This is a genomic window from Streptomyces sp. NBC_00322, assembly GCF_036147535.1.
Taxonomy (GTDB): Bacteria; Actinomycetota; Actinomycetes; order Streptomycetales; family Streptomycetaceae; genus Streptomyces.
In genome coordinates this window covers 2,864,029-2,881,003 of record NZ_CP108019.1, presented here as the reverse complement: position 1 = coordinate 2,881,003, position 16,975 = coordinate 2,864,029, and the positions used below count along the sequence as shown (strand labels likewise).

At 71.1% G+C, this 16,975-nt stretch carries 11 protein-coding genes; 9 read left to right on the top strand and 2 right to left on the bottom strand.

Annotation, left to right across the window (positions count from 1 at the left end; translation table 11 throughout):
- The first annotated feature begins 144 nt into the window (after positions 1 to 144).
- The 6 genes from OG905_RS12865 to OG905_RS12840 all read left to right on the top strand — a co-directional run bounded on the left by OG905_RS12865 (position 145) and on the right by OG905_RS12840 (position 8,067).
- Positions 145 to 2,349 (top strand): MMPL family transporter, encoded by a 2,205-nt coding sequence (locus tag OG905_RS12865; protein ID WP_328668045.1) that lies wholly within the window; start codon positions 145 to 147, stop codon positions 2,347 to 2,349.
- A 25-nt stretch (positions 2,350 to 2,374) separates the two neighbouring features.
- On the top strand, positions 2,375 to 2,950 hold the full coding sequence (locus OG905_RS12860) for a GNAT family N-acetyltransferase (RefSeq protein WP_328668043.1): 576 nt from the start codon (positions 2,375 to 2,377) through the stop codon (positions 2,948 to 2,950).
- A 53-nt stretch (positions 2,951 to 3,003) separates the two neighbouring features.
- Positions 3,004 to 3,573: a hypothetical protein gene (locus OG905_RS12855; RefSeq protein ID WP_328668041.1), complete on the top strand. Its 570-nt coding sequence runs from the start codon at positions 3,004 to 3,006 to the stop codon at positions 3,571 to 3,573.
- A 230-nt stretch (positions 3,574 to 3,803) separates the two neighbouring features.
- Positions 3,804 to 4,586 (top strand): GNAT family N-acetyltransferase, encoded by a 783-nt coding sequence (locus OG905_RS12850; protein ID WP_328668040.1) that lies wholly within the window; start codon positions 3,804 to 3,806, stop codon positions 4,584 to 4,586.
- Positions 4,587 to 4,772: 186 nt separating this feature from the next.
- A complete protein-coding gene (locus OG905_RS12845; protein ID WP_328668039.1) occupies positions 4,773 to 4,946 on the top strand; it encodes a hypothetical protein in 174 nt (57 codons plus the stop codon).
- Positions 4,947 to 5,013: 67 nt separating this feature from the next.
- Entirely contained in the window at positions 5,014 to 8,067 is a 3,054-nt protein-coding gene (locus OG905_RS12840) for a helix-turn-helix transcriptional regulator (RefSeq protein WP_328682294.1), read from the top strand.
- A gap of 159 nt (positions 8,068 to 8,226) precedes the next feature.
- Here OG905_RS12840 and OG905_RS12835 read toward each other — a convergent pair whose 3' ends face one another.
- Together OG905_RS12835 and OG905_RS12830 are read right to left on the bottom strand one after the other, a co-directional pair.
- Positions 8,227 to 9,375, bottom strand: coding sequence for a PQQ-dependent sugar dehydrogenase (locus OG905_RS12835; RefSeq protein ID WP_328668038.1), 1,149 nt, complete (start codon positions 9,373 to 9,375; stop codon positions 8,227 to 8,229).
- Positions 9,376 to 9,604: 229 nt separating this feature from the next.
- Positions 9,605 to 10,603, bottom strand: a complete 999-nt coding sequence (locus tag OG905_RS12830) for an aldo/keto reductase (RefSeq protein WP_328668037.1) — start codon at positions 10,601 to 10,603, stop codon at positions 9,605 to 9,607.
- Between the two features lie 84 nt (positions 10,604 to 10,687).
- Between OG905_RS12830 and OG905_RS12825 the strand changes: the two genes are divergently transcribed.
- The 3 genes from OG905_RS12825 (at position 10,688) to OG905_RS12815 (ending at position 16,952) form a co-directional block, all read left to right on the top strand.
- Positions 10,688 to 11,638 carry a 2-hydroxyacid dehydrogenase gene (locus tag OG905_RS12825; RefSeq protein ID WP_328668035.1) on the top strand — a complete coding sequence of 317 codons (951 nt, stop codon included), beginning with the start codon at positions 10,688 to 10,690 and terminating at the stop codon, positions 11,636 to 11,638.
- 394 nt (positions 11,639 to 12,032) lie between these two features.
- Positions 12,033 to 14,861 carry a putative bifunctional diguanylate cyclase/phosphodiesterase gene (locus tag OG905_RS12820; protein WP_328668033.1) on the top strand — a complete coding sequence of 943 codons (2,829 nt, stop codon included), beginning with the start codon at positions 12,033 to 12,035 and terminating at the stop codon, positions 14,859 to 14,861.
- A gap of 204 nt (positions 14,862 to 15,065) precedes the next feature.
- Positions 15,066 to 16,952, top strand: coding sequence for an acetolactate synthase large subunit (locus tag OG905_RS12815; protein WP_328668031.1), 1,887 nt, complete (start codon positions 15,066 to 15,068; stop codon positions 16,950 to 16,952).
- Positions 16,953 to 16,975: the final 23 nt, after the last annotated feature.

The following is a 16,975-nucleotide window of genomic DNA, read 5'->3' as shown; positions in this document are numbered from 1 at the left end:
CTGGCGCTGCTGTGAGGAAGCCCACGAAAGGGGCAAAGGATCACGTTCTGCTGCAAGAGTGTCCCTTCGTAGGTTTCGTAGGTCATGAGTTCTTTGCGGGCTGTTCCCGATCAAAGATCCACGAACCACCCAGGGAGCAGTCCGTTGGCAGCAATCGCACGGTGGTGCATCACGCACCGACTCGTAGCCGTAGTGCTCTGGCTCCTGGCTTTCGTCGGCGTCGCAGCCGCCGCCGGCGTCTCGGGCACCGCTTACTCCAACGACTACGAAGTCCCGGGCACCGAGTCCGGCCGTGCCACCGCCCTCCTGCAGGAGGGCTTCCACGGCCAGGGCGGCGACAGCGACACCATCGTCTGGCACACGGACACCGGCAGCGTCCGCGCCGCGAGCGTGCGCCAGCCCGTCTCCCAGATGCTCGACGAGGTCGCCAAGCTCGACGGGGTCGCCTCTGTCACCAGCCCGTACGTCAATGAGGGCATCGGCCAGACCAGCGCGGACGGGCACACCGCCTACGCCACCGTCACCTTCGACCAGCAGGCCGACGCCATCCCCGAGGGGCAGGCCGAGGCGGTCGTCGCCACCGCCAAGGCGGCCGAGACCGGCGGGCTCCAGGTCGAGCTCGGCGGCAGCGCCATCGCGCTCACGGAGGCGTCCACCGCCCATGTGGCCGAGATCGTCGGCGTGGTCGTCGCCGCCGTCGTCCTCTTCCTCGCCTTCGGCTCGCTCGCCGCCAGCCTGCTCCCCATAGCCACCGCGCTCGTCTCGGTCGGCACCGCCTACGCGGGCACCGTGCTGCTCGGGCATGTGATGAGCGTCGCCGACTTCGCCCCGATGCTCGGCATGCTCATCGGGCTCGGCGTCGGCATCGACTACGCGCTGTTCATCGTGACCAGACACCGCAAGGGACTGCGGCGCGGACTGCCGGTGGCCGAAGCGGCCCGGGAGGCGGTCCGCACCACCGGCCGTGCGGTCGTCTTCGCGGGCGCCACCGTCTGTATCGCCCTGCTCGGCATGCTCATCCTGCGGCTCAGCTTCCTCAACGGTGTCGCGATCGCGGCCTGTCTGACAGTCGTCCTCACCGTGGCGGCCTCGGTGACGCTGCTGCCCGCACTGCTGTCGTTCATCGGCATGCGGGCCCTCAGCAGGCGCGAACGGCGCCGGCTCGCCGAACACGGCCCGCAGCCCGAGCTGCCGACCGGCTTCGCCGCCCGCTGGTCCGCCTTCGTCGAACGCCATCCGAAACTGCTCGGAACCGTGGCCGCGGTGGTCATGCTGGTGCTGGCCCTGCCGACGTTCTCGCTCCACCTCGGCACCTCCGACCAGGGCAACGGCGCCGCCACCTCCACCACCCGTCAGGCCTACGACCAGCTCGCCGAAGGCTTCGGCCCCGGCGTCAACGGCCCCCTCACCCTGGTCGCGCATCTCGACGGTGCCGACGACCGGCTGGCGATGGACAAGCTGCCCGACGCCCTGCGAGGCGCCAAGGGCATCGAGTCCGTCGGCCCGGTGACGTACAACGGCAGCGGCGACACGGCGGTGCTCACCGCCGTACCGGACTCGGCGCCCCAGTCGAAGGCGACCAGCGAGCTCGTCGACCGGCTGCGCGACGACGTCCTGCCCACCGCGGCGGACGGCACATCGCTGCAGGTCCACGTCGGCGGGGTGACGGCGAGCTACGACGACTTCGCCGAGATCATCGTCGGCAAGCTCCCTCTCTTCGTCGGTGTCGTCATCGCCCTCGGCTGTCTGCTCCTGCTGCTGGCCTTCCGCTCGATCGGCATCCCGCTCAAGGCCGCCCTGATGAATGTGGCCGCCGTCGCCTCCTCCTTCGGGATCGTCGTCGCGATCTTCCAGTGGGGCTGGGGCAGCGAGCTGCTCGGGCTCGGACGGGCGGGCCCGATCGAGCCCTTCCTGCCGGTGATCATGGTCTCGGTGCTCTTCGGGCTCTCGATGGACTACCAGGTCTTCCTGGTGAGCCGGATGTACGAGGAATGGCTGGAGACCGGCGACAACCGCCGCGCGGTAGGCGTCGGCCTCGCCGAGACCAGCCGGGTGATCAACTCCGCGGCCGTGATCATGATTTCGGTCTTCCTCGCCTTCGTGCTCAGCGGCGAGCGAGTCATAGCGATGTTCGGCATAGCGCTGGCGGCGGCGGTCGCGCTGGACGCCTTCGTGCTGCGTACGCTCCTGGTGCCCGCCCTGATGCACATGCTGGGCGGCGCGAACTGGTGGCTCCCACGCTGGCTCGACCGCAGGCTGCCCCGCATCAGCATCGAACCGCCCGAGTGCCGTGTCCATGCGAAGATCCCTGGGCAGCGCGCGAGCGAGGACTCACAGCTCGTGCCGTAGGGCGTCAACGGGCCGGAGGAAGACGATGTTCGCGATATCCCTGGGCGACGACGGAGCGGAACTGCGCCCCCTGGAGCCGTGGCGGGCCGAGGAGTTCCTGGCCCACATCGACCGCGGACGGGAATTCATCGGCCAGTACATCGGGCTCGCGGCCGCCGCGACCGACATCGAGTCGGCGCGCGGCTTCCTCCAGTCGTACGCCGAGAAGCAGGCCGCAGACGGCGGCCGGATCTACGGCATCTGGCAGGACGGGACCCTCGTCGGCGGGGTCCTCTTCCGGGTCTTCGACACCGCCCTGGAGTACTGCGAGGTCGGCTGCTGGCTGGAGCCCTCAGGGGCGGGCCGCGGTCTGGTCACCCGTGCCGTACGGGTACTGATCGACTGGGCGGTCCTGGAGCGGGGGATGCACCGCGTCGAGTGGATGGCCGCGGCCGGGAACACGGCGAGCCTCAAGGTGGCGCAGCGGCTGGGGATGACGCGCGACGGGGTGCTGCGGGAGGCCTATCCGTACCGGGGCGTACGGCACGACATGGAGGTCTGGTCGGTGCTGGCGCCCCAGTGGCGGGACCTGCGGGCGGCCGACGCGGCCTCCGCTCGATAGAGGGCCTCTCCTCGTTAAGGGGACTCTCAGACAGGCCGCCTAGCGTGCGGCGCATGAATCCCACCGAGACCAAAGAGACCACCGAGCCGACCGAGGCGACCACCTCGACCGTGGGGAAGGACGAGGGCGACGGCGCGGCCGCCGAGCCGGTCGGGACCGACGCCGACGCCTCGTCCGAGGCCCAGGCCCTTGACGGCGAGACCGAGGACTCCGAGACCGAGGACGCCGAGGAGACTCCGCGCGCTCCGTCCGGCATCGCAGCCGCCGCCGCGGCCGTCGTGGCCGCCGGTCTCGGCGTCGTCGCGCTCAGCGGCACCTGGGTCGGGAAGGTCGCCTCCGAGCGCCAGACCCTGCTCGGCCAGATCAAGACCTCGCAGGGCGGCACCCCCGCCCAGCAGATCGCCGCTGTCTACGGCGACGCCTGGCACACCACCGCCCTGGTCAACGGCGTCTTCGCGCTGCTCGCCCTGATCGTCGGCGTGGCCGTGCTCGCCGTGCCGCAGAAGGCCGGCTGGGTACGTGCCTTCGCCGTGGCCGGAGTGGCACTGGGCGTCCTCGGGATGATCGTCTCCGCCGGGATGTACTTCGATCTCTTGCTGTCCCTGCCCACCGCCGGCTCCTAGGCCGTGTCTGACAAATCTCGCCTGGTGCGCGACGCCCGGCACGCACACTCGCTGCGTTGTCGGAGTCATCCAAGTACGTCCAGTACGAGGATGGTCCTCCGCCTTGCGATTGCACGCACCGGACGCCGCGCACCCCGCCCTGCGGGCGGACGGCGCTATTTGTCAGACACGGCCTGGCGAGCCCCGGAAACTCGTTGGTGCGTCCATCCGTGCGGTGCTGCAATGAGCGGATGGATCACGACGACGTGCTCACCCTGTTCGACCGCCGGATGCGACAACACGCAGAAGGGGGCGAACGGATCGGCGACGTGGTCCGGCAGGTCGGCGCCGAGGGCGACTGGCACGGCATCGTCTGGTCCGGCCTGGACCCGGCCACGGCCGACGCCGCGATCGCCCGGCAGGTGCGGTACTTCACCGCCCTGGGGCGTGACTTCGAGTGGAAGCTGTACGGGTACGACCAGCCGGACGACCTGGGCACCCGGCTGCGGGCCGCGGGCTTCACCCCCGAGCCCGAGGAGACGGTGATGGTCGCCGAGATCGCCGATCTGCCCACCGGCGTCCAACTCCCGGACGGCATCCGGCTGGAGGCGGTCACCGACGCGGCGGGCGTGGAACTGCTCGTGGACGTGCACGAGCAGGCCTTCGGTATCAGCGGCGCCCGGCTGCGTGAGCAGCTCCTCGCCCAGCTTGCGCAGACCCCCGACACCGTCCTCATGACCGTCGCGATGGCCGGTGACCGTCCGGTCTGCGGGGCCCGCATGGAGCTCCACGCGGGCACCGGCTTCGCCAGTCTGTGGGGCGGCGGCACCGTCGCCGCCTGGCGGGGCCGCGGCATCTACCGGGCACTGATCGCCCACCGGGCCCGTATCGCCGCCGCGAACGGCTACCGCTTCCTGCAGGTCGACGCCTCCGACCAGAGCCGTCCCATCCTGCGGCGGCTCGGCTTCGCCGCGCTGAGCACCACCACTCCGTACGTCTACGAGACGTCGGCGAGCAGCGGCCCACGGTCTTGAGGCCGGTCCGCGGTCCTAAGGCCCCCGTCGGCAGGGGCCTTAGGCCGCCGGCTTACGTACTGGGGCGCGTCTAAGGACCCCGCCGCCGCCGAGATGCGGAACCTTCCCGATGTGGCGGACCCCCCTGGGAGACGAAAGTTGAGGCATCGCAAGACGCCGAGACAACTCGCAACCAGGGAGTACGACATGTTCGAGTACGAGATGCAGGAGCTCCGGCTGGCCGATCTGCTGCGTGAGGCCGAGACCGCGCGCCTCGTCCGGCAGGTGCGCAAGGCCCGCCGCGCCGCCAGGCGGTCCGCCAAGGACACAGGGGAGGGCCGGGTGAATCACGACAGCATCCGCTACGAGCGCGCCGCGTGATGAGGCGTGGCCGCGCGTGATGACTGTCCTCCCGATCAGCGATGCCGCGTTGTCAGAGGGCTGTGCGATGCTCGGCAGCGTGGAGACCAGGTCCGTCAGCCCCGTGTTCGTCGGCCGCGCCGGTGAACTGACCGTGCTCGGCGACGCACTCACCCGCGCCGCCACCGGTTCCGCGGGCGAGCCGCAGGCGCTGCTCATCGGCGGCGAGGCCGGGGTCGGCAAGACCCGGCTCGTCGAGGAGCTGCTCACCGAGGCATGCAGCAGCGAGGCCGTCGTCGCGGTCGGGGGATGTGTCGAGATCGGCGCGGACGGGCTTCCGTTCGCGCCGTTCTCGACCGCCCTGCGCGCGCTGCACCGCCAGCTGCCCAAGGAGCTGGCGGCGGCAGCGGCCGGGCAGGAGGACGAACTGGCGCGGCTGCTGCCCGAACTGGGGGAAGCGCCCGCGGCCCACATGCGGCACGACGAAGAGAGCACGGCCCGCCTCTTCGAGCTCACCGCGCGTCTCCTCGAGCGCGTCGCCGCCGACCGCACGGTCGTGCTCGTCCTGGAGGACATGCACTGGGCCGACGCCTCCACCCGCCATCTGCTCGCGTATCTCTTCCGGACGCTGCGCCGCGGCAGGCTCGTCGTGATCGCGACCTATCGCTCCGACGACGTCCACCGGCGCCACCCGCTGCGGCCCTTCCTCGCCGAGCTCGACCGGATGCGCACCGTGCAGCGCATCGAGCTGACCCGCTTCAACCGCGGCGAGGTGCACCGCCAGATGGCCGGAATCCTGGCCACCGAGCCCGAACCGGCTCTGGTGGACCGGGTCTTCGAGCGCTCCGACGGCAATGCCTTCTTCGTCGAGGAGCTTGCCTGCAGCATCGTCGAGGACTGCCTCACGGGCCTGTCGGACTCCCTGCGCGACATCCTTCTCGTACGCATCGAGGCACTGCCCGAGGACGCCCAGCGGATTGCACGGATCGTCGCCGAGGGCGGCTCGACCGTGGAGTACGGTCTGCTGCTGGCGGTCGCCCGGATGAGTGAGGACGACCTCATCGAGGCGCTGCGGGCCGCGGTGGGCGCGAACATCCTGCAGGCCACGCCCGACGGGGACGGCTACCGCTTCCGGCACTCCCTCGCGCGCGAGGCCGTCAGCGACGACCTGCTGCCCGGCGAGCGCTCCCGGCTCAACCTGCGGTACGCGCAGGCGCTGGAGGCCGATCCCTCCCTCGTACGGGACGCGGAGCGGGCCACGCGGCTCGCCAGCTACTGGTACCAGGCACACGACCCCGCCAAGGCCCTTCCGGCCGTGCTCAGCGCCTCGGTCGAGGCCAGGCGGCGGCATGCCTACGCCGAGCAACTCAGCCTGCTGGGGCGGGCGATGGAACTGTGGGACACCGCACCGGACGAGGTGCGGGCGGCGCTGCGGCCCGTGGACTACGCCGAGGCGTACCCTCCCTGCGGCTGCGACCCCGCCACCACGCCGCTGCGCTTCCTCGACCTGATGGCCGAGGCGTCCGTCGCGGGCCGGCTCAGCGGTGAACGCGAAGGCGCACTGAAGATCACCAAGCGGGGCCAGCGGCTGGCGGAGGCGGAGGACGATCCGCTGCGCACCGCCTGGTTCATCCTCCAGCGCTCCCTGCTGGTCTCCGCACTCGGCCGCGGCGACGGCTGGGCGGAGCTCGCCGAAGCGCAGGAGCTGGTGCGCGGACTGCCGCCGTCCGCCGTCCACGCCGAGGTGCTCGCCGAGGCGGCGGGCTGGGGCATGGTGCACGATCCCGGCCCGGGGAGCCTGGCGACGGCCGAGCGCGCCGTGCAATACGCGCGCATGGTCGGCGAGGAGGACAACGAACTGCGCGCTCGGCTCATCCTCGGCAGCCTCACGGTCGACGCGGGCCATGTCGAGGCCGGGCTCGCGGAGATGTACGCGGTCAAGGAGCGGGTCGTCGCCCTCGCCGCGCCCTCACTGGTGGGGCGCACCCATGTGAATCTGCCGTCCGTGCTGGAGGGCATCGGCCGCTCGCGGGCGTCCGTGGAAGTCCTCACCGAAGGGGTCGAACTCTCCCGTAAGTACGGCCTGTTGGACACCGAGGCCTGGGTCCTGAACAACCTGGCCGAGTCGTACTTCTCGCTGGGGCGCTGGACCGATACGGCCGAGGTGGCCGGGCGGGCGGCGCGGATCGCGCTGAGCCCCAAGCCGCGGGGATACGCCGCCTTCAAGTGTGCCGTTCTGGCCCTGGAGCAGGGCGATTTGGCGAAGGCGGCCGAGTATCTTCAGGCGGCGCGCGAGCACTTCGGGCCGCACGACCCGATGCCGCAGAGCTCCATACCGATGCACACGCTGGCACTGAGCATTGCCGCCGCGCAGGGGCGTGTCCTGGACGCCCGGGCGGAGTTCGAGCGGGCCGCGAAGGCGGGCTTCCCGCCGGGCACGCAGCGGTACGGCTGGCCGCTGCTCAGGGCCGCGGCCGCGCTGGAGGCGGACACACGCGGGCTGCCCGCGGCGGAGCCCGGCCGCGTCGAGGCGCTGGACCGGATCCGCAAGGCGGCCACGTCCATGGTCACAGCGGTGCCTGTCTGGATGGCCCACGAGCGCTGGACCCGCGCCGAACTGCTGCGCGCCGGTGGCGAGGACACGGCTCTCGACTGGGCCGAGGCGGCGACGGCCTTCGAGGCGCTGGAGCGGCCGTACGACCTGGCGAGGGTCCGCCACCGCTGGGCGGAAGCCCTGCTCCAGTCCCACCGGGCACAGGCCACGGATCTGCTCCGGCAGGCCGCGGCGACGGCCCGCGAGCTGGGGGCGCGGCCCCTGTCCGAGGACATCGCGCTGCTCGCGCAACGGGCCCGCGTCTCCCTGACGGACGAGCCGTCCCCGCCGACTCCGGCCGCGCTGCCCCCAGGGCCGGCGCTGGGGCTGACCCGCCGCGAGGAGGACGTTCTGCGGCTGGTCGCGGCGGGCCGCAGCAACCGTCAGATCGCCGAAGAGCTGTTCATCTCGCCGAAGACGGCGAGTGTCCATGTCTCCAACATTCTGGCGAAACTGGGCGTCTCGGGCCGCGGCGAGGCGGCGGCGCTGGCGCACCGGCTGCGGCTGTTCCCGCCTCCGGATGTGGGGGGCGTGGCGGCGTCGGCGTGACGCGCGGGGGCGCCGGCTTGGGGCGGGGGCCGCTGTGCGGGGCTGTTCCTCACCCCGCGCTCCTTCACGTAACTGGGGGCAAGCCCCCAGACCCCCGTATGCGACCTTCGGGCCCGCATGTCCTCAAACGCCGGACGGGCCGAATGGGCGGCTCAGCCGTTACTTCACATCCAGCTGGAGGATCTTGTCGTCGCCCGGCTCGGGTGTGCCCCGGTTGTCCGTCTCGCTCGTCACGAGCCAGAGCTTCGCGCCGCCCACCGAGACGACTGTGCGCAGTCGGCCGTACTTCCCCTGCAGGAACGACTGGGGTTGCGCCGAAGGTTTCGCGCCCGCCAGCGGGATGCGCCAGAGCCGCTCGCCCCTCAGCGAGGCCATCCAGATCGAGCCCTCGGCGTACGCGATGCCGCTCGGTGACGCGTCCGCCGTCCGCCACTGGGCCACCGGGTCCACGAAGCCCGGCTTGCCGGCCTTGCCCTCCACCTCCGGCCAGCCGTAGTTCTTTCCCGGCTCGATCAGATTGAGCTCGTCCCAGGTGTTCTGGCCGAACTCCGACGCCCACAGCCGTTTGTCGGAGTCCCAGGCGAGCCCCTGCACATTGCGGTGACCCCAGGAGTAGACGATGGAGTCGGCCTCGGGATTGCCGTGGACCGGCCGGCCGTCCGGGGTCATCCGCAGGATCTTGCCGCCCAGTGACTTCTTGTCCTGGGCGAGCGACTTGTCACCCGTCTCGCCCGTGCCCGCGTAGAGCATCTTGTCCGGGCCGAACGCGATCCGTCCGCCGTTGTGGATGCTGCCCTTGGGGATGCCCCTCAAGATCGTGTCCGGCGCGCCCAGTTGCTGACCTGCCGGTTTCTGTTCGTCGTACAGCATGCGCGCGATGCGGTTGTCCGACTCGGTGGTGAAGTACGCGTACACCTGGTGGTCGGAGGCGAACGACGGGGAGACGGCCAGGCCCAGCAGCCCGCCCTCACCGCCCGGCGAGACCCCCGGCACCGAGCCGATCTGGGTCTGCTTGCCGCTCTCCGCGTCGATCCGGGTGATCGTCCCCTCGTCGCGAGAGGCGACCAGCAGATCGCCGTCGGCCAGCGGGGCAACGCCCCATGGAGACTTCAGGCCCTGGGTCAGTGTGGATACCACCTTCACCGAGCCCTTCGCGGGCGGGCCCGTGGGGCTCGGGGAGCCGCCCGCGCCGGACGAGGGGGCGGCCGGTGCCGATGTAGCCCCTGTCCGGCCCGCCGGTGCCTTGTCGTCACCGGACGAGCACCCGGCCGCGAGCAGAAGCACGGCAGTGGCCAACACGGCCGTCACAGCAGGACGTTGCACAGGTCTGATCCCTTCGACGGCTGTCGACTGCCTGACTACTGTTCTTACACCGAGGGAGCCCTTCCGGTTCCCGATCTGTCCGTTCGGCCCGGGCGAACCGGCTCTTCTGCTGGGGGTCCGGGGGCCCGCGGCGCCAGCCGCTGTTGTCGCAGTCCCCGGGAATGTCACCGCAGCCGCCTCATAGGTTCCCGATCACCGGAACATTGCGTTGCACTCAGTCCCAGGATCCCCTCGCCCGCGGCAGTCCCGCCATCTCAGCCACATCCCGCCCGGTGAGCCCCAGCCCCGCCGCCCCCGCGTTCTCCACGGCCCACTCCTCCCGTTTCGCCCCCGGCACCGCCACCACATGCCGTCCCTGTGCCAGCACCCACGCCAGCGCAACCCGTGCCGGTGTCGTGCCCCCGCCGTGCCGCTCCGCGATCCGCCGCAGCCCCGCCACGACCGGCTGGTTCGCCGCCATCATCTCGGCCGTGAACCGAGGGTGCCGCGCCCGCACGTCGTCCGGCTCGAAGCCCTGGCCGGGAGTGAGTGTCCCGGTCAGGAAGCCGTTGCCCAGCGGCATCGCCGCCAGAAAGCCCACCCCCCGCGCCTGGCACCACGGCAGCAGCCGCTCCAGCGCCTCGGGCGACCACACCGAGAGCTCCGCCTGTACAGCGCTCACCGGGAACACCTGTTGCACCCGCTCCAGCTGCCGGATCGTTCCGTCGTACAGGTCCGCCCGACCGCGGCGCGAGGCGCGCGCCCCCACCGCGCACAGCCCCAGCGCCCGTACCTTCCCCGCGCTCACCAGCTCCGCCATCGCGCCCCAGGTCTCCTCGACCGGAATCTCCGGATCCGCCCGGTGGAGCTGATAGAGGTCGATCACATCCGTCTGGAGCCGCCGCAGCGAGGCGTCACAGGCCCGTTTCACATACCCAGGCCGCCCGTTGGCGACCACATGCTGATCGCCGACGAGCAGCCCGACCTTCGTCGACACGAACGCGTCCCGGCGCCGCTCCTTGAGCACGCGGCCGATCAGCAGTTCGTTGGTGAAGGGCCCGTACATGTCGGCCGTGTCCAGCAGGCCGGAGCCGGCGTCGAGCGCGGCGTGCACCGTACGCAGTGAGCGGTCCCCGCGCTGCTGGGAGCCGGTGTACGCCCAGCTCATCGGCATACAGCCGAGCCCGATCGCGCCCACTTCGAGCGCCGCCGCACCGATTGTCCTGCGCTCCACCTGCCCGTACCCCTCCTCAGGCCCGTCCGGCCGCCGACCAACCTAACCAATGCGGACCGCGGCCCTTCGCATAGCCTCCTGACCATGACTGCAGACGTGTGGCTCCCGATTCCGGCCGACGAGATCGAGGGACTTCCCGACCCCTCGGACTCGGGCCTCAGCTACCGGTTCTGGGACGGCGGTCCGGACTTTCCCGCCGACCCCGCCGACTGTGCCTTCTACGCCGTCCCGTACATGAAGGGCATGGAGATCGCGGTCCGTCCGCTGGCCGCGATGACGTCCGTGCGCGTCGTGCAGACCCTCTCCGCCGGGATAGACCATGTGGAGCCGGGACTGGGCGCGCTTCGCTCCGGCGTACGCCTGTGCAATGCCAAGGGCGTCCATGAAGCCTCGACGGCCGAGCTCACTCTTGCCCTGATCCTTGCCTCCCTGCGCGGCCTCCCCGGTTTCGTGCGCGGCCAGGACAAGGAGGAATGGCGCGCGGGCTTCTATCCGGCGCTCGCCGACAAGTCGGTGCTCATCGTCGGCTACGGGTCGATCGGTGCCGCGATCGAGGACCGGCTCGCGCCTTTCGAATGCGCGCGGGTGGCGCGCGTCGCGCGCTCTGCCCGCACTACGGAGCGCGGCGAAGTGCGCGCACTCGCCGATCTGCCGGCTTTGCTGCCCGAAGCGGACATTGTGATCCTTTCCACCCCACTCACCGAGCAGACGAAGGGCCTGGCGAACGCCGGCTTCCTGGCCCGGATGAAGGACGGTGCGCTGCTGGTCAACGTCGCGCGCGGCCCGGTTGTCGACACCAAGGCGCTGCTCGCCGAGGTGGAGCGCGGACGCATCACCGCCGCGCTGGATGTCACCGACCCGGAGCCGCTGCCCGCGGGGCACCCCCTGTGGCACGCCCCAGGTGTGCTCATCAGCCCCCATGTGGGTGGCTCCACCTCGGCGTTCATGCCGCGCGCCAAGCGGCTGCTCGCCGGACAACTCACGCGATTCGCCGCGGGCGAGCCGGTTCGCAACGTGGTGTTCACGACCGAATAGCTGCCCGGCCCGTCCACTTCGGGCACTCTGTGAAGTCACCCGAATGCGCCGCGTGCCGTCCATGATGCTGATCGTCACGGAGAGTAGAGGACCTATGTCCCTGAGTGACCATCCTGGTGTATCGTCCCGACCTGGGGGCTGCAGCAAGCAAGGGGCGGTGCTGCAACGCGACCTGAGTGCCGATCAGAATTCGAGGGGGGCGACGGGTGATGCACGGCCAGTGGAGAGACGATCCGACGCGGCAGGATTGCCGACGGCGACCCCCGCACGCTCCTGAGTGCAGACCCGATACGGCGCCGGTCGAACCGGCGACGGTCCCACCGCCGGCGGTCGGGCGGGCGCAGGCCGAACCGGCGACGGTCAGGCAGACGGCGGTGCTCCCCGGGGCAGCCCGGTGAGCGCCCCGAGTGCGCTCCTGGCCCGGCAGACGGTTCCCGGCGGCGGCTCGGGACTGCTGCCCCGGCTCCTCCTCGCCGCGGTCTGCGGCGGGTACGGCGTGGGTGCCGCCTTCGGCTGGGGCTACCCCGAAGTCGCTCTGATCATGGGCGACTTCGGGCTGAGCGCCGCGGCCCTGATCGCCGCCGTCTCCTGCCTTTTCTACGCCCGCCCGGGGAAGGGCCGGTTTCGGCCCGCCTGGCTGCTGTTCGCGCTCTCCTCCGCGATGGCCTCCGGCGGCAACGCCGTCTGGGGGTGGTACGAGGTCGTGCTGCACCGAGAGGTGCCGAGCCCCTCCATCGCCGATCTGTTCTTCCTCTGCTTCGCGCCGCCGGCCATCGTCGGCCTCCTCGTCCTCGCCAAGCGACCGGTCACCAGGGCCGGCTGGGTCTGTCTCGCGCTGGACGCCTGGCTGATCGGCGGCTCGCTGCTCACCCTGTCGTGGAGTCTCGCGCTCGCCCACACCGCGCATGTGCAGGGCGAGAGCGTGGCCCCCGCCGCCCTCGCGCTCGCCTATCCGCTGCTCGACATCGTGCTGGTCAGCATGGTGCTCGCGCTGCACTTCCGGCGCCCGGCCGCCAACCGCTCCGCGGTGAACACCGCCATCGCCGCGCTCGCCCTGACCGTCCTGTGCGATGCGCTGTTCACCTCGCAACTGCTGCAGGACACCTACCGCTCGGGCCAGCTCCTCGACGCCGGGTGGTTCGCCGGTTCGCTGCTGCTGGCGTACGCCCCCTGGGGCGCCCACCGTCCGGTCGAGGCGACGCGCACGCCGCGCGGCCCGCGCCACCCCAGCCGCCCCGTCGCGGGCTCGCTGGCCGCCCTCACGCCGTATCTCGCGGCCGCCGTGTGCACCCTCGGGATCCTCTACAACGTCATCGAGGGCCGCCGTGTGGACCGGGTCGTCGTCCTCACCGGCTGCACCGTCGTCCTCGCACTCGTCGTCCGCCAGGGCATCATGCTCCTCGACAACATCGCCCTGACCCATGAACTGGCGCAGAAGGAGAACCACTTCCGCTCGCTGGTGCAGGGGTCGAGCGATGTCATCATGATCGCCGCTCCCACCGGGATACTGCGCTATGTCAGCCCGGCCGCCTCCGGTGTCTACGGCCGCGAGGCGGAGGAGCTCATCGGTTCCGAGCTGGCCTGTCTCATCCACCCGGAGGATCTCGGCCGGGTGGTCCGCGAAGTGCGCCGGTTTCTGGCCGCTCCTCCCGCGCAGGAGCCCACCACCCGGATCGAGTGCCGCTTCAAGTCGGGCACCGGCGACTGGCTCAATGTGGAGTCCACGGTCAACCGCCACCAGGGCGGCCTGATCTTCAACAGCCGCGACGTCACCGAACGGGTCCGTCTCCAGGCGCAGTTGCAGCACAACGCCGAGCACGACCCGCTCACCGACCTGCCCAACCGCGCGCTGTTCACCGAGCGCGTCCGCCAGGCGCTCACCGGCCGCCGTGCGGGCGACTCCGGCACCGCCGTGCTCTTCATCGACCTCGACGGCTTCAAGGGGGTCAACGACCGCCTGGGGCACCAGGCGGGCGACGAGCTGCTGATCCAGGCGGCCCGCCGCCTCCAGGATTCGGTACGCAGCGGGGACACCGCCGCGCGGCTCGGCGGCGACGAGTTCGCGGCCCTCATTGTCGGCGACGGCTCCCGTGACGCGTCGGCCCGTGAGTACCAGGTGCAGGAGATCGCCGACCGGCTGCGCCTGACCCTCTCCCAGCCGTACCGCATCGACGGCAGCGAAGTGCGGGTGGCCGCCTCCATCGGGGTGGCCTTCGCCGAGCCCGGCATCACACCCACCGACCTGATGCGCAACGCCGACCTCGCCATGTACCGCGCCAAGGCGGCGGGCAAGGACCGGGTCGAGCTGTACGCCCCGCAGATGCAGGCCGAGGTGGTGCGCCGCAGCGAGCTGGCCGCCCGGCTGCGCAGCGCCCTGCACGAGGGCGAGTTCGCGCTGCTGCACCAGCCCGTGGTGAGCCTCGCCACCGGGCGGGTCGCCGCCGTGGCCGCCCAGGCCCGCTGGCGCTCGGCCCAGGGGATCCTGTTCACGCCTGCCGAGTTCCTGCGGGTCGCTGACGCCGCCGCGGAGACCCAGGAGGGCATCCGCACCGCCGAGCTCGGCCGCTGGCTGCTCGAGGAGGCCGTGGAGCAGGCCGCCGAGCGCGGCAGGCTGGGCCACCGGGTGCCCGTGTCCGTCCGGCTGTCGGCTCCCCGGCTGCTGGACAAGTCGCTGCCGCTCGGCTCCATCGAGGCCCTGCTCACCCGGCACGGGCTGCCGTCGGGCGCCCTGATCATCGAGCTCGCCGACAGCGATCCGCGGATCTCCTTCGACGATCTGGAGCAGCGCCTGGTCGCGCTGCGCAGACTCGGCGTACGGATCGCGCTGGACGGCATCGGCAGCGGTTACGCCGCGATCAACGCACTGCGCAGGCTCCCCGTGGACGTACTGAAACTGGACAGGGGTCTGGTGGAGGGTGTCGTCGAGTCCGCCAGGCTGCACAAGATCACCGCGGGGCTGCTGCGGATCGCCTGCGATCTCGGCATGCAGTCCGTGGCGGACGGTGTCGATGTGCCGGAGCAGGTGCTCGCCCTGCGCGCCATGGGGTGTACGCACGGCCAGGGCATGGCATTCTCCGGAGCACTGGACGAGTACCGGCTGCGCCGCGCCCTGGTGCGCGGCGAGTTCCCGGTGCCCGGCGGAATCGCCCTGCCCGCGCTGACGGGTGGCGCGTTCCCTGCGCGCAATGGCTCAAATAGTGAGACGCGCGTCCCACCCACTTGACACTGACAGTGCGCCGGGGGGAGGGTCAGTGCCATGCGCACCCGAATTCTCGTACTTGGAAAGCGCGTCGGCTGAGCAGGGCCTCATGAAAGCCCTGCAGACCCCTCCCGACGCGCTCCCCTCGCTTGCCACATGGCACGAGGGGTTTTTTGTTGCACTGGAACACCCCAAACCCTCGCAAAAACCCTCAGCTTCGAGAAGAGAATGCCGATGACCGAGCAGGCCACCGGGGCCCACCATCCGCAGCCGCGGGCCCGTACCGGCGGACATCCGACCGCCGCAGTTGAGCACGTCACGGGCGCGCAGTCCCTCATCCGTTCTCTCGAGGAAGTGGGGGCCGACACGGTGTTCGGCATCCCCGGCGGCGCCATCCTCCCCGCGTACGACCCGATGATGGACTCCACCAAGGTCCGCCACGTCCTGGTCCGCCACGAGCAGGGCGCCGGCCACGCGGCCACCGGCTACGCGCAGGCCACCGGCAAGGTCGGCGTCTGCATGGCCACCTCGGGCCCCGGCGCCACCAACCTGGTCACCCCGATCGCCGACGCCCACATGGACTCCGTGCCGCTTGTCGCGATCACCGGCCAGGTGGCCTCCAAGGCGATCGGCACGGACGCCTTCCAGGAGGCGGACATCTGCGGCATCACGATGCCGATCACCAAGCACAACTTCCTGGTCACCAAGGCCGACGACATCCCGCGCACCATCGCCGAGGCCTTCCACATCGCCTCGACGGGTCGCCCGGGCCCTGTCCTGGTCGACATCGCCAAGGACGCGCTGCAGGCCCAGACGGTCTTCAGCTGGCCGCCGCAGACCGACCTGCCCGGCTACCGGCCGGTGACCAAGCCGCACGCCAAGCAGATCCGCGAGGCCGCCAAGCTGATCGTCCAGGCCAAGCGCCCCGTCCTGTACGTCGGCGGCGGCGTCCTCAAGGCCGGCGCCACCACCGAGCTCAAGGTTCTCGCCGAGCTCACCGGAGCCCCCGTCACCACCACCCTGATGGCGCTGGGCGCGTTCCCCGACAGCCACCCGCTGCACGTGGGAATGCCGGGCATGCACGGTGCGGTCACCGCCGTCACCGCGCTGCAGAAGGCCGACCTGATCGTCGCCCTCGGAGCCCGTTTCGACGACCGTGTCACCGGAAAGCTGGACAGCTTCGCCCCGTACGCGAAGATCGTCCACGCCGACATCGACCCGGCCGAGATCGGCAAGAACCGCACCGCCGACGTCCCGATCGTCGGGGATGCCCGCGAAGTCATCGCCGATCTGGTCCAGGCCGTCCAGGCCGAGCACAGCGACGGCCACACCGGCGACTACAGCGCCTGGTGGAAGGACCTCAGCCGCTGGCGCGAGACCTACCCGCTCGGCTACGACCAGCCGGACGACGGCAGCCTCTCGCCGCAGCAGGTCATCCAGCGCATCGGCGAACTTGCCCCCGAGGGCACGATCTACGCCGCGGGTGTCGGCCAGCACCAGATGTGGGCCGCGCACTTCATCCAGTACGAGAAGCCCGCCACCTGGCTGAACTCCGGCGGCGCGGGGACGATGGGATACGCGGTCCCGGCCGCGATGGGCGCCAAGGCGGGGATGCCGGAGCGCACGGTCTGGGCGATCGACGGCGACGGCTGCTTCCAGATGACCAACCAGGAGCTCACCACCTGCGCCCTGAACAACATCCCGATCAAGGTCGCGATCATCAACAACGGCGCGCTGGGGATGGTCCGCCAGTGGCAGACGCTGTTCTACAACCAGCGCTACTCCAGCACCGTTCTGCACGCCGACGACACGGGCCACCATGTGGCGGGCTCCCAGGTCGGCGCGAGCACCTCGGCACGCAAGGGCACCCGCGTCCCGGACTTCGTCAAGCTGTCCGAGGCCATGGGCTGCCACGCGATCCGCTGTGAGTCCCCGGACGACCTGGACAAGGTCATCGCCGAGGCCAATGCGATCAACGACCGCCCCGTCGTGATCGACTTCATCGTCCACGAGGACGCGCAGGTCTGGCCGATGGTCGCCGCGGGCACCTCCAACGACGAGGTCATGGCGGCGCGCGGCGTCCGCCCCGACTTCGGCGACAACGAAGACGACTGAGAGCCGTAGGAAGAGGAACGACG